Source organism: Sarcina sp. DSM 11001 (assembly GCF_900101015.1).
Lineage (GTDB): Bacteria > Bacillota > Clostridia > Lachnospirales > Lachnospiraceae > CAG-791.
In genome coordinates this window covers 13,566-27,588 of the sequence record NZ_FNFZ01000007.1, presented here as the reverse complement: position 1 = coordinate 27,588, position 14,023 = coordinate 13,566, and the positions used below count along the sequence as shown (strand labels likewise).

12 protein-coding genes and 2 tRNA genes are annotated in these 14,023 nt (G+C 52.1%); all 14 read right to left on the bottom strand.

Going from position 1 to position 14,023, the window contains the following annotated elements:
* Nucleotides 1-414: 414 nt before the first annotated feature.
* Nucleotides 415-903 carry a C-GCAxxG-C-C family protein gene (locus tag BLT02_RS04945; RefSeq protein WP_092992170.1) on the bottom strand — a complete coding sequence of 163 codons (489 nt, stop codon included), beginning with the start codon at nt 901-903 and terminating at the stop codon, nt 415-417.
* A gap of 124 nt (nt 904-1,027) precedes the next feature.
* Complete coding sequence (gene htpG, locus BLT02_RS04940) at nt 1,028-3,190, bottom strand: molecular chaperone HtpG (protein WP_092992168.1); 2,163 nt, start codon at nt 3,188-3,190, stop codon at nt 1,028-1,030.
* Nucleotides 3,191-3,420: 230 nt separating this feature from the next.
* Complete coding sequence (locus tag BLT02_RS04935; protein WP_092992166.1) at nt 3,421-4,200, bottom strand: YdcF family protein; 780 nt, start codon at nt 4,198-4,200, stop codon at nt 3,421-3,423.
* A gap of 9 nt (nt 4,201-4,209) precedes the next feature.
* Nucleotides 4,210-4,935, bottom strand: coding sequence for a hypothetical protein (locus BLT02_RS04930; protein ID WP_092992164.1), 726 nt, complete (start codon nt 4,933-4,935; stop codon nt 4,210-4,212).
* A gap of 55 nt (nt 4,936-4,990) precedes the next feature.
* Nucleotides 4,991-5,494, bottom strand: coding sequence for a dihydrofolate reductase (locus tag BLT02_RS04925; protein ID WP_092992162.1), 504 nt, complete (start codon nt 5,492-5,494; stop codon nt 4,991-4,993).
* Nucleotides 5,495-5,624: 130 nt separating this feature from the next.
* Nucleotides 5,625-7,226, bottom strand: coding sequence for an MBL fold metallo-hydrolase RNA specificity domain-containing protein (locus BLT02_RS04920; RefSeq protein ID WP_092992160.1), 1,602 nt, complete (start codon nt 7,224-7,226; stop codon nt 5,625-5,627).
* A 204-nt stretch (nt 7,227-7,430) separates the two neighbouring features.
* Nucleotides 7,431-8,234 (bottom strand): TraX family protein, encoded by an 804-nt coding sequence (locus BLT02_RS04915; RefSeq protein ID WP_175453693.1) that lies wholly within the window; start codon nt 8,232-8,234, stop codon nt 7,431-7,433.
* A 212-nt stretch (nt 8,235-8,446) separates the two neighbouring features.
* Nucleotides 8,447-8,519, bottom strand: a tRNA-Gly gene (locus tag BLT02_RS04910).
* Nucleotides 8,520-8,557: 38 nt separating this feature from the next.
* Nucleotides 8,558-8,630, bottom strand: a tRNA-Gly gene (locus tag BLT02_RS04905).
* 267 nt (nt 8,631-8,897) lie between these two features.
* The gene (locus BLT02_RS04900; protein ID WP_092992156.1) at nt 8,898-9,596 is read right to left on the bottom strand and encodes a PrsW family intramembrane metalloprotease; all 699 of its coding nucleotides are present in this window, start codon (nt 9,594-9,596) and stop codon (nt 8,898-8,900) included.
* A gap of 107 nt (nt 9,597-9,703) precedes the next feature.
* Nucleotides 9,704-10,207 (bottom strand): metallophosphoesterase family protein, encoded by a 504-nt coding sequence (locus BLT02_RS04895; protein ID WP_092992154.1) that lies wholly within the window; start codon nt 10,205-10,207, stop codon nt 9,704-9,706.
* A gap of 272 nt (nt 10,208-10,479) precedes the next feature.
* Nucleotides 10,480-11,967: a YARHG domain-containing protein gene (locus tag BLT02_RS04890; RefSeq protein WP_092992152.1), complete on the bottom strand. Its 1,488-nt coding sequence runs from the start codon at nt 11,965-11,967 to the stop codon at nt 10,480-10,482.
* Nucleotides 11,968-12,288: 321 nt separating this feature from the next.
* Nucleotides 12,289-12,729, bottom strand: a complete 441-nt coding sequence (locus BLT02_RS04885; RefSeq protein WP_139187416.1) for a hypothetical protein — start codon at nt 12,727-12,729, stop codon at nt 12,289-12,291.
* Between the two features lie 380 nt (nt 12,730-13,109).
* Nucleotides 13,110-13,934, bottom strand: coding sequence for a leucine-rich repeat protein (locus tag BLT02_RS04880; RefSeq protein WP_175453692.1), 825 nt, complete (start codon nt 13,932-13,934; stop codon nt 13,110-13,112).
* Nucleotides 13,935-14,023 lie beyond the last annotated feature (89 nt).

The window sequence follows — 14,023 nt, the reverse complement described above, 5'->3', positions numbered from 1 at the left end:
CACAACAGGTGCAGATAACAGGTGCTGCAGTAAAAAAAGGCAGGAAAAACGCTGCAGCAGATGCACGAAAATGTCAGATATGGCAGGCCCGGAATAAGTGTTTTGCCGTCCTCCGTGTAAACATACTTATAAATCCCATAAAAAGGATAGCATGCTTTGCAGACTTCATCTCATTCTCAACATTTCAGAAATTGTCATCAAAGTGACTCAAGGTGATATTGAAAAAAAATAAACAATAAAAAGCGCCGAGACATCCGGTTTGACTCTTTACCATTCCCGGCTGTTCCCGGCCATTTGTTCCACAGGCGTTTTTGCGCTGTAAGCCGCGCAAAAACGCCTGTTATTTCAAATTTCGAGAGGGTCTGAATATACTGTAACAGCCATTCTATGCCGAAAGCAGATCTTTCAGGGCAATTACTGAAATGCGTATTTTTCTGCCAGTGAAGCGCAGTATCCGATCATCTGTTTGCAGTTTCTCTTTCTTTCCTTTCCGTTAAAATCCCCGAAGGGGTCGGAAAGCTCACGGCAGATCAGTGTGCCGTACTTGTCCTGGATCTCTTCCACCAGTCCGCCGAAAACAGGATAGATCTCTCCCTGAAGCTGTTTGACGCGGTCTTTCATTTCCTCTTTTTCAAAGGGATCTCTGCGGCCCTTGACCATCCCGACTGCCATGCAGGCGCCCGTGATCGCTCCGCAGATGTTCTTGGTATGTCCGATCCCGCCGCCGAAACCGGTGCCCATGCAGATCACTTCCTCCGGAAGTCCTGTATCATGCATATCCATAAATGCCCGCATCACGCATTCCGTGCAGTTCAGTCCCTGTCTGAAATAATTCATCGCGATGTCGCCTGCCATCTGCATGCGCTCTTCCAGGCTTTTTCCTTCGATATCCACTTTTGCCATTTTGCGTTCCTCCTTTTATTCTGAATATACAGATATCCTGCAGAGATCTATATGTCTATAATACAGCAGTAAACCGCACTTGAGAAAACAAAGTGCAATGCGATATTATACGCCGGAATATTTTTTACTGCTCTTTTGTCAGAAGCATGAGGATCTCGTTGGAGCGGGCAACAAACCTGGTCATCCCGTCGCCGGTGAGAGGTTCATTCTGCAGGAGGGCGAGGTCATAGAGCTGTTCGCAGATCATCTTTGTGTTGTCACCCTCTTCATGGGACAGGACATACTTGACCAGGGGGTGCGCCGCGTTGAGGACCAGGGTGCGGCCTTCTCTTCCAATACCGCCGATGCCGAAGCCCATTTCAGAACCCATGCCGCTGGCGGCATACATCTTCATCATGTCGTTCATGCGGCGTGTCTGCTCGTCCACGATGAGCATGGAGGAGACAGCGGGATCCTTGAGGGTCTCCAGCTTCACAGTGAGCTTGTCATCCTCCAGAGCCTTCTGTACGATCTTTGTGATCTTCTCTCCGTCCTCTTTGGCCTTTTCTTCATCTTTTTCGGCTTCTGTATCCGCGCGGAGCGCATCCTGGATGTCCGCGTCGATCCTGGTAAAATGGATGCCCTCGTTCTTTGCTTCGAGCTGGGCGATGAAGGGCTGGTCGATGGTGTGCTCCAGGACGAAGGCCTGCATGCCGTTATCACGGAACATGCGGACATACTGGCTCTGGTGTTCGGGATCGGTCACGTAGTAGATCGTGCGGTCCTTCGGCTCCTCTTCCTCTTCTTCCTTGTCCCCGGCACCTTCTGAACCGGAGGCGGCATCGGCAATGTCTCCGTCGGAGACCACCTCGGCCTCAACGGCCTTTCCTTCTTCGTCCTGAGCGGTCTCAGAGGCTTCATCGCCGGTATCCTTCGCGTTGATCTCCAGCGCCTCGGGCAGGGTGTGGTATTTGCCGTCCAGATCCTTGAAGAGGATATAGTCCGTCATCTTTTCACAGAACTTGTCGTCCCTCAGGCAGCCGTACTTGACGAAGGGGCTGATGTCGTCCCAGTATTTGTCGTAATTTTCCTTGTCGGTCTTGCACATGCCGCCCAGCTTCTCCGCGACCTTTCTGGAGATATAATCGCTGATCTTCTGTGCGAAGCCGTCGTTCTGCAGAGCGCTCCTGGAGACGTTCAGCGGCAGGTCGGGGCAGTCGATCACGCCCTTGAGCAGCATCAGGAATTCAGGAATGACCTCCTTGATGTTGTCCGCGATGAAGACCTGGCTGTTGTAGAGCTTGATGACGCCCTCGGCGGACTCGTACTCCAGGTTCAGGCGGGGGAAGTAGAGGATGCCCTTGAGGTTGAAGGGATAATCCATGTTGAGGTGGATCCAGAACAGGGGCTCCCTGTAATCGTGGAAGACCTTGCGGTAAAACTCTTTATACTCTTCTTCCGTGCAGTCCGAAGGGGTCTTGGCCCAGAGCGGATGAGGGTCATTGATCTGGACCGGGCGGCGGCGGATCTTGAGGCGCTTCTCCTCAGGCTCTGTCTGTACAGCCTCTTCGCCCTCCTTCTTTGCGGGCTCGGCCTTTTTCTCCGGCTCGATCACCTCGATGACCACATCCTCAGGCCTGCGCTCGGACTCTTTGATGGTCTCGGTCATCTTGGTATCGTGCTCGGACAGATAGATCTCCACGGGCATAAAGGAGCAGTATTTCTCAATGACTTCCTGCGCGCGGTAATAATTGGAAAACTCCACGCAGTCCTCGGACAGGTGCAGAGTGACTGTCGTGCCGATCTCCTTTTTGTCCCCGCCGCCCATCGCATAGGTGCTGCCGCCGTCGCACTCCCAGTGCACCGGCTCAGCTCCGTCCTGCCAGGACAGGGTATCGATCTCGACCAGCTCCGCCACCATAAAGGAGCTGTAGAAGCCCAGGCCGAAATGACCGATGATCTGGTCGTCCGTCGCCTTGTCCTTGTATTTTTCCAGAAATGCCTCGGCGCCGGAGAAAGCGATATTGTTAATATATTCCTTGACCTCCTCCGCAGTCATACCCAGGCCGTTGTCAGTGACTTTGATCGTCTTTTCCCTGGGGTCCACTTCGATATCGATGCGGGCCTTATAGCCTTCAGGAAGTTCATAGTCCCCCATCATATCCAGCTTCTTGAGCTTCGTGATGGCATCACAACCGTTGGAAATCAGCTCCCTGTAAAAGATATCATGATCCGAATACAGCCACTTTTTGATGATCGGAAACATATTTTCGCTGTTAATGGATAATGGTCCTCTCTCTACTGCCATTTTAAAATTCCTCCTTGTTCAATTCTCTTTATGCTTTTCTTTCATTCCGGAAGATAATTTCCAGGCAAAACATTTCCGGTCCTGGAAACCATTTTCCGGTTTCGAAAGCAATTTTTCAGTTTTCTAAACAAAAAAGATTGTAGTCTTGTCAGGGAAAAAAGTCAATAAAAATTAGCACTCATTTTTGGCGAGTGCTAACAATCCCGGCAGGCAGCAGGCAGAGCCCCTGCTTACCGTACAGTCAAGATCTGAAAGAGCAGGCCGTACAATTCACGTACATAAAAGGTGGGAAGCAGCCACCAGGGTGACCCCGCAGGGACGGCTCCGTCCTCCAGGCCCAGACTGCGGGCGATCAGGTGCGCGCGGCAGGAATGGAATTCGCTGGTCACGATGGCCGCCCCGGGAGCCAGGCCTTTTTCTTTCAGGATCCGGGCGGAAAAGAGCAGGTTTTCCTGGGTCGAAACAGACCGGTCCTCCAGAAGGATCCTCTCTTTGGCAATACCGCGTTCTGTCAGCAGGCGGCGCATGCATTCAGCTTCAGAAATCTCTTCATCCTCTCCTTTTCCGCCGCTTACAATGCACAGACAGCCGGGATGTTTTTCCAGCCAGCCGGCGGCAGCATCCACTCTGGTAAGGAGCATGCGGGAAGGCCTGTCTCCCTTAACCTGACACCCGAGGACTATGACTGCCGCTCCCTCCGGCGGTTTCCTGAATGTCTCACGCACCATCATGGCGGTCAGGACAGCAGCCGTGATCAGGACGCAGGTCAGAAAAAGACCTCCCGCCGCAGCCGCCCACTTTACAGGGAGCCCTGCCCGGGAGATCCCGGCGGCGGCAGTGTGCAGTCTGGTCTGAAATATGCCATAAAAAAGAAGACAGGAACTGACGATGAGCCCTGTCACATTTCCGATATTGACGATCCTGCCGGTAAAGACAGGAAGAAGAAAGAGCACCAGGCCGGCGGTGCCGGCCAGTATCGCTCCTGTCTTTATAATGGTCCGAAATTCCATTCTGGTCTCTCACTCCCCGGCGGCAGCTGCGGTGCTGCCTTCCGCCCCGTCTTCTTCAGTCTCTTCAGTGAGGAAAGCGCGGTCCTTGGCAAACTGCTCTTCACAGCACTCGATGAAACCGGGCGCCTGAGGGTCACCTTCGATCTTTTTCAGGCTGACCTTCTGCCAGTACTTGATGTTGAGATCACACTGGGTCTTTTCAAAAAACTTTTCATATTCCTGAAGGGCGGAATCACCGAAGCTCTTCCACATTCTCTCCGCAAGAGCATAGTCCTCGAATACCTTGAGGATCTTTTTCTCATCCAGTCCTATGTACTTCTTTTCCTCCTGGGACAGGGCGGCAAAATACTTGTTCCGTGCCGCTGCTGCGAGATCCTCCTCTTCATTGGTGAGCATGATATTCATGCTGACTCCCATGCTTTTGAGTGCCTTTACCCGGGTCAGCTGAGCCAGGGCCTGGTCCTTGACCGCCTGCTGCAGATCCTCCTTTGCCTCGCTCTCCCAGATGGCGTCACCGTACATAGCTTCGCTCTGTTTCTGCAGATCCAGGAGGTAGACCTTCATTTCCGCGATCCTGCATTTTTCCTTTCCGAGACGGAAAACCTCGCCGTGCCTGAAACCCGTCGTGATCACAAGGGACCGGCCGCAGCCGGCCAGCACCAGGATGCACAACAGAAGGCAGGACAGAAGCGCCCCGGTCCTCTTCAAAGAAGTCTTTATTCCAGTTTTCTCCACTTAATATCCTCTTCTATATATCCTCTTCAATATATCCTCTGCTATATATCCTTTACTATATACCCTCTACGTGTTTTCTCTCGTATTTTACGAAGCGGTAGGACAGGTCAAAATAAGTCAGCTCATCGCTGTCCGCCGTGATCTCCCAGTCCGGATCCTCATCCAGATTGGGGAAAAAAGCATCCGCCTCATAGGCATAGTCCACCTTTGTGATATGCGCTGTATCGCAAAAAGGGAGCATCTGCTCATAGACACTTGCGCCCCCGATGATATAGATCTCATTGGAAGGATACGCAACGCACGCTTCCAGAAGTTCCTCAATGCTGTGGACGACCTGTGCGCCAGGCACCCTGAGCTCCCGGTTTCCGGACAGGATGATATTTGTCCTTCTGTCCAGCGGTTTTGCATGCGGGAAGGTCTCCAGGGTCTTTCTTCCATAGACGACGACCTTGTCCAGAGTCTCCTCCCGGAACATCTTGTGATCATTGGGAATCCTCACCAGAAGCTGCCCCTTGTTTCCTATTGCCCAGTTGCTGTCAACTGCCGCGATCAGATTCATATGCCTGTCCTCTCTGTTTTCCCCGCAACCTGCGCTTTGCTCATATCCTGTATTCTGCCCATTTCCTGTATTCTGCCCAAACCTTCTGTTCTGCTCACATCTTAGATTCTGCTCACATCTTAGATTCTGCTCACACCTTGTATTTTGAAAGAAGCTTCTCAAGCTCCGCGGTAAATTTGTCCAGATCCTTGTTGGGAAGGCCGGTACTGGCGTCGACCAGCTCCTGCAGGCGCTTTGTTGTGAGTTTGAGCTTCGTGTAGGATTCCGAAACAATGCGGGCCTTTGCAGTCTTTGTGATCGGGATTCCCTTTGTGATCTCGATAAACTTGCCCGTCGCCAGGTCGAACCGGGTTCCGCTGAAAGGCGCCATGGCGGAATATCCCTTCTCGGAGAGGTCCATGGCAAATCCGGTCGCCACCTCGTCGTCGCCGTGGACGACGAAAACCTGGCGCGGCTTCTCCTTAAATCCTGTGATCCATTCGAGCAGGCCTTCCCTGTCCGCATGGCCGGAAAGGGTATTGATGCTCTTGATCTCCGCTCTGACAGCCACCGGCTCGCCAAAGATCTTGATCTCTTCGGCTCCTTCCAGGATGCGGCGTCCGGGGGATCCCGCAGACTGGTAGCCCACGAACAGGACCGTGCACTCAGGCCGCCAGAGGTTGTGCTTGAGGTGGTGCTTGATCCGGCCCGCGTCGCACATGCCGGAGGCACTGATGATGACCTTCGGCTCATAGTCATCGAGGATCGCCTTGGACTCATCGGTCGAGATCGTCAGCTTCAGGCCGGAGAAGGTGATGGGATTGATCCCCTGGTGAATAAGGGCGAGAGCTTCCTCGTCAAAACAGCTCTCTTCATTTTCCAGAAAGATCTCCGTAGCATCGACGGCGAGCGGACTGTCCACATAGACCGGGAAGTTCTTATACTCCGGAACCATATCGTTCTGCTTGATCTGACGCAGGTAAAAGAGCATGACCTGGGTCCTGCCGACAGCAAAGGAAGGGATCACGACATTCCCGCCCCGGTCGAAAGTCTCTTTCAGGATCTGTGCCAGCTCCTCGACGGGATAGCCCACATCCTTGTCATGCAGGCGGTCGCCGTAGGTCGACTCCATCACGACATAGTCCGCTTCCTCCGTGAGGGCGGGATCCTTGAGCAGGGGCTGGTCCTTGTTTCCTATGTCTCCTGAAAAGACGATCTTTTTTTCCGTGCGCCCCTCGGTGAGCCAGAGCTCCACACTGGCCGATCCCAGGAGGTGCCCGATGTCGGTAAATCTCACGCGGACACCGTCACAGATGGTATAGATCTTGTCATAGCTGTAGGGGGAAAGCAGGCGGATCACACCCAGGGCATCCTCCATGGTATAGAGAGGTTCAAACTTGTCCTCATTCACCCCTCTCTTCCCCTTCTTTTTGCGCCACTCCGCCTCCATCGTCTGGATATGGGCGGAGTCACGGAGCATGATATCGCACAGGCTCACAGTGGCCTGGGTGCCCAGGATCTGGCCGCGGAAGCCTTCTTTCCAGAGCTTTGGAAGCAGGCCTGAGTGGTCGATATGGGCATGGGTCAGGATCACAAAGTCAATTTTTGATGCGTCGACAGGCAGGGATACATTTTCAAACTTCAACGCTCCCTGCCGCATTCCACAGTCGACCAGGATCTTTTTATTTCCCACCTGAAGAAAATGACAGCTCCCGGTAACCTCGTGGGCGGCTCCTATAAACTGAAGTTCCATGGTCTCCTCCTTATTCTGCTTCTATATCCCGGTAATTCCATGGTTCTTCCGCTCTGCCTGAACTTTCCTGCTTCAAGGCCGGCGTACAATTACGACTATACTGCGTCCATAAGAGTAGACATGCATGATTTTAAGCACCCGCAATAATGGACACTCGCAAAGCACTAAAAGCTGCGGAAGGATTAATTCTGAATCCCGTTCATTTTACATTCCGAAAAAGTGTCTGCGCACAAGCCAGATCAACAGCAGATGTGCCGGATAAAAAACATAATAAAAATACTTGTTCTGCCTTCCCCGCTTCCCGTTATAGCAGGCGAGGAGGAAAAAAGCAGGCGCGGCGTACATCTCAAACCGATTATACCACGACAGCCACATCCATGAAATGAACAACGAAAGAATTCTGTATTTCCTCAGCAGATACATCAGCAGGATCAGGATGACACCGCCGTAGCTGTAGTCACTGTGCAGAAAGACCGCCAGCCTGCAGAAGCCGAAGACAGCTCCGGCTGAGACCGCGAGGAAAATCAGGATCCCGAAAGGATTATCCCGGGACCGGTCTTCCTCATGGGGCAGAAAGGCCTTGTCCGCTGAATCGATCACCCAGATGAGCAGCATCCCCAGAGTCAAAGTGACCATGACACTGGCATGGAAGACATCCGTGCCCGGAAAAATACATTTCTGGAAAGGAAACTGGGACAGGGCTGAAAAGATCAGAAGCCGCGCAAGGTAGCCGGCCCTGCTGTGCGTCTTTCGAAAACCCACCACAAGGAAAAAGCAGAAAATGGGAAAGGCCTGACGTCCGATCATTCTTCCAATGTGGTCCAGCATTCTGCCGTTCTCTAAGGAAAATGACAGAAGCTGCCCGTTGGCATCGTAGGCCTTCTCCAGAAATGAGTAGGTCACATGATCGATCAACATGGTGAAGACGGCGAGCATTTTGAGCCTTCCTTCGTTGATGGGAGGAAGGTATATTCTCATCCGGTCCAGGCGTTTTAGAAGAAGTTCCATTTCGGAATACCTCATGGACAAAAAAGAAAAAGAATAAAAGTCCGAAAAAGAGTGTGTGGATACAAAGTTCAAAAAAGAGTGTGTCGATGCAAAGTCTGCAAAAGAATGTGTCGATACAAAATTTACAAAAAAGCGCGTCGATACAAAGTTTATAAAAGAGCGCGTCGATACACAAAAATGGCGGACATCCGAAGGTGTCCGCCATAAGAAAGAGCGATAGACGAGGCTCGAACTCGCGACCTCCACCTTGGCAAGGTGGCGTACTACCAACTGTACTACTATCGCAAAGAATGAAATTGCCGGGACTAAATCCGCTTCCCGAGAGCGATAGACGAGGCTCGAACTCGCGACCTCCACCTTGGCAAGGTGGCGTACTACCAACTGTACTACTATCGCATTTCCCGCTGTGTTCGCAACGGACAATAGATAATATACCTCACATCCCCTTTAATGTCAACCGGAAAATGCGAAGAATAATATTCAGAATTTAAATTCTATTTTCAGAATAATCGTTACGGCAAATATATTTGCTGCGGCGGACAAATCATTGCGGCAGATGTTGTCCTGCGGCAGACAAATCATAACGGCAGATATAATCCTGCGGCGGACAAATCATTGCGGCAGATATAGTCATCCCGGTATCACAGCCATTCCGGCCTATGATCAGAACAGGCGGACGTCCTGGTCTGAATAGCGTTTCAAAGCCCTCAGGGCAAAAATATCGAGGATAACGATATAGACCAGGAAGGCAAAGATCAGGATCTCGCTCTCGTCGGTGGCGATAAAGTCATAGGCTCCGTGGATCAGCATCGGGATCAGAAGGCTCTTTAACTGAAGACTTTTGCTTGCGCGCCGGTCAGCCCACATGTCCGCGGCTCTGGCTACTCCGTAATAATGTCCCATAAAGATTCCCGTTATACAGTGGAGGGGAATCGCAGTCCAGGCGCGGACCCCTGCTGTAGTGAGCCCGGTATCCAGAACATACAGTACATTTTCCAGCGCGGCAAATCCCAGGGAGGCGGTGACGCCATAGATAACGCCGTCAAACACATAATCGAATTCCGGATTTTTCCAGGTGGGGATCTTCATTGCGAAAAACTTGACCAGCTCTTCAGCACCTCCGACCACAATAAAGTAAAAGATAAGATTAAACAGGCGGGTATTTCCGCTCTGGGGAATGATCCTGTTTAAAACAAGCATCCCGGCTGACTCGAGAAGACCTGCCGGAAGGGTCGAGACCATTCCGAACAGAAAAATCGTGAGCAAAAGGCCGAAGGGTTCTTTTTCGATCTTATCGTGCTCATAAACCTTCCACAAAAGGAACAGGGGTGGGATAAGGCTCGCCGCCAGTATGATCGTCATGCTGTCTCCTTTCTGCAGGGAAACTGCAGTTTGGCTGTGCCATCGTCTGCGTCAAAGCAGATGCTGAAAAATGCTGAAAAAAGCTAAAAAAACACTAAATAAGAATACTAAAAAAAGGGCTGCCGGGGCAGGTACTTGAACCTGACATCCATAGTTCCGTCATCGCCGATCGTCAGGACGGCATAGCTCTTTTTCCAGCCCTCCTGGCGGGGCTTGGCGACACTGCCCGGATTGATCACCGTGATCCCGTTCTCCGTCCCGTAATCGGGAATGTGGGTGTGTCCGTATACTGCAATATCCGCGCCCAATTCCTTTGCGCGCTCCACCAGCCTCCGGGTACCTCCGTGGACCCCCAGACGGTGGCCGTGCGAGAGATAAATGACATGATGGTCTCCCGCAGCAAAGCAGAGTTCATCTTCCAGCTTGTCCAGCCAGTCCATATTTCCCGCGACAGCACAGACTTCATAGTCTCTGCCGGATCCCAAGATCTGGTCCAGATCTCCTTCTACATCGCCTGCGTGGATCAGCATGTCGATCGGTGCTTCCTGCCCGATCGCCCTGCGCACGAGATCGTGATGTCCGTGGGAATCACTCAGTATCAGAATCTTCATTTTCTGTCCATTGTCCTTTTATATGACGCATCCACTTGCAATGGTTACGAAGCAGGCAGCATCAGAAACTGCATTTTCTGTCCATTGTCCTTTTATACTCAGTGGGGAAGACCTCCGCTTATAGAAACGGGGGCCTTCCCCACTGAAATGATCACAAAATCCGGTGCAGCCTGTCAGCTGCGATGGGTCGGCGTGACGAATCAATTATTTTTATACCAGATAAAACTTAAGATGGGGCACTGGATGCGGTCACTCCCAAACACTGGATACGGTCACTCGATAGGTGTATACTCAATCGACTCCGCCGCATAGTGGGCACGGATCGCAGCCGCCTCTGCTCCGGAGACCGGTTTGAGCGGGATCGAATTGAGGATAGTCGTGTCGATTCCTCTCTGCCCGTCAGCCGATGACCATATGAGGCCGTACTGGTATCCTTCCTTTTTCTTGTTCTTTTCGGAGGCTTTTCTGAGTTTTTCAGCGGAGCTTCCATCGGAATCCACTTCCTCCACCTTCTCAGAGTTTCCTTCTTCCTTCTCAGGAGCAACGGTTTCAGGAGCTGCTTCTTCACCGGAATCCGGGATGGTCACCTTTTCAATCCCCTCCTTTTCAGGAGCACTGGTTTCGGCATCTTTGGCTTCGACAGTGGTTTTCTCCGGCTCAAAGTGCTCCATGGCCTCAAAGCCGGTCACAAGCTCCTCGGGATCCATCTCCTTTTCCCCTGCCTGAGGGGTTCCGGGGTCTTCTCCCTGTATAGCGTCCTGGGTTGCTCCCATCCCGGTCCAGACCGACGTATAGTCCAGTTCCTCCGGGTTGTCGGTGATCTCCGCGATGCCCTTTGCGGCATACCAGGGATTATTCGGATCCTTCTCATCCATTCTCAGGACATTGGTGCAGTAAAGACCACCGTCCACGAGGTCATAATATTCCTCCTGCCAGCTCCCGTCTTCAAAGGTCCTCTCTCTGCAGAAAGTTCCGTCCGAGCACATATAGAAAACAGCGTCCTCACTGCTGCTGGCTACTTCCACGGGCTCACCGTCCATGAGCATATAGATGTCAAAGACAGCTCCGACCCCGTAATCCTGAGGATCCTGCGGTCCCACCAGGAGCATCGTGCCGCCCCCGTTCATATCCAGGAGACAATATCCGGAATTCTTGGGATCCTCCATGCCGTAGGCCAGAGAGTTCACAGAAAATTCGCCCTGGGCCTCTTCCGTGTTCTCAGTCCCGCTGTTGGGAACCTTCAGCTCGGAATAAACCTTTGTGACTTTCTTGTAGTTGTCTATTCCGTCGGAAGAAGGGCCAGTCACGATCAGCCTGCGCTTGCCCTTCGGTTTCTGTTTTCTCTGCATGCGGAGTATGGCCCGCATTCTCTCATAGGCGCGGATATAATCAATATTCGCCTGCTCATACTTATTAAATACGGCAGGAGAAAAATTCTGGGCTTTGATCTTGCCTTTATACCAGCCCTGGGCTTTGAAATAGTCTTTTATGAATTTGGTATCAAACTTCCGGCCGCGTCTGGCATAAAACTCGTTTCTCGCCAGGAGCAGCTCGTTGTCTGTCATCCAGCTGATCTCGGATTCGGAGATATAATAAGTATTGGCATCAGGCAGCAGATAGATGCTGTTCATGGTCTGGGATTCATGTTCTTTCTGCGACCCCTTATTCTTTTTCTTCGCGGATGCAGGCGCTGTCAGACAGCCCGCCGCAACGGCCAATACAACTACAGCAGAGATCAGCCTGATTTTCCATCTGTTCATACTCAATCGTCCTCCTGCCGGGATCGTTCTCCGGGCTTTGGGTAAACGCACAGGGCCCGACCGGTCCTGTCACGAAAGTACTTCTAAATGATAATACCACTTAATTCGCTTATATGAAACAGTTTTCTTTGCAAATCAATAACGGAAAAAAAGACAAATGGTTACAAATCATCTGTTATCACCTGCAGATTTTTAAAAAATACTGCGGGTAATAACTCCGTGCTTTTAAAATACTGCGGACTTTTCAAAACCCCGCAGCTGTCCTGCGGGGTTTCGTGACATCACATGTGCGCACAGACAATAAGGCCTTGCGCCGGCTGATCATTTTGCCGGGGGTTTGTTCAGATCCGCCAGAAGGCTGTCAAGGTACTGCATCTCCTTGCGGAGGGCGTCCCCCTGTCTGTCCAGTTCTTCGATGCGCGTAAGGCTGGTCTCCATGTCGGCATCCTTCAGGTGCATGAGGCCTCCGGCGACGACAAACGGCAGCTTCTGCTTCTTTGTCACGTCTCCGTACTGCACTGTGATCACAGCCCCGTCCTGCCGGATGACTTTTCCTGTCCCGTACTGGACATGCTCGACTTCCCGGCCTTCGATGGCCGGGATCTCAAACCCGCTTCTGAGGGCGTCAACAGCAGCAAGTTTGCTGCCCAACGCGCTTTTCTGTGCATTAAGCTTTTCTGTCTTTTCCCTTTTTTCCTCTTCTTTCACTCTCTGTGAGGAGGTTCTCTTCTTATTGACCCCTGTTCCTGCTCTTGCTGTCATCTTCTCCTCCATGTCGAAGCGCACTGTGCAGGGAAATATGTGCTTTCCATAAATCAGATCCGGTATTTCCGGTATGGAATCTCAGGCAGTCCTTTGTCCTGACGGCCTTACCTTCTGTCCCGCACTGACTGTTTCATCGCTCAGCATCACTTCGATCTCTCATCGGCAAACCATTCTTTCAAAGCACTACTGACTCTTAATTATAGCACAAATTGCCTGAAAATAAAATCAAATATTCGAATTTTTTGTGTCGACTGAATGAGCCCGGGGTATATTCACAGTTTTCGCGTTTTTTCACAGTCTTCCGCAGGATGTGCAGGGGACAGGCCTGCAGCCAGCCGGTCAGGCTGCTTCAGGCTGATTTCTTTACCGTCCGGTCCTCAATAATCCTTTTCCATGCCGCACATGCTGCAGACTTTCATTCCCTTGAGCCCGCCCTTGAAGAAGCCGCCGCAATACTGGCAGCGTCCCTGACGCCTCCAGACCGGCCTGCGGCTCCGCAGGTATTCCGCGTCCTTGGCCTCGGCCTCCTTTCTCCGGATAAACTCCGTGACCGCGGGGAGCTCGGGGCAGGCGGAAAAAGCGGCTTTGTCGATCTCCTGCAGGCTCGCGGGCAGGGCGATATCGGAGAGGGACACACAGCCCTGGAAGGCATTTTTTCGGATGACCAGAAGCCGGGTGGAAAGACGGATCCTCTCAAGCCGCTCACTGCCGCTGAAAGCCCCCTCTCTGATCTCAGTGACACTGTCCGGGATCTCCACGCTGACCACTCTTGCATTATGGAAGGATTCCGCACCGATATTGATGATCCCGTCCGGAATGCGGACATATTCGCTTTGGCCAACGTAGCGGACCAGGGTGGAGCCGTCGATCAGGAAATCACCCTCCTGCCTTCCTGTCGTCTGGATGCCGTTCCCGGCTGCCGCAGCGAACCCGGTCTCCATTGGAGCTTCCTCGATCTCGCGGACAGCTGTGCCATACAGCTGCATATGAAAACGACCTGTTCCATCCGCCAGAGGGACCGCCGTCTGACGCATACCGATCACTGCGTCTGCCTGCAGCATCGCAGCGCTCTTGCGGATCTCTCTCAAAGCCTCGAGAAAAGCCTGGTCCGGATCAGTCTGTTCGCGGCAGGAACCGCACACGGGTCCGATCACTTCATAGCCTGTCTGAAGATCAAGTGTTGTTACAGTCATATTCATCATGTTTGCCACCTTTGCCACCATTCTTTTATCCCGCTCCACCGCTTGTTTTTAAAGCGTCCGGCGTGTACTATATAATACATGTACTGGAT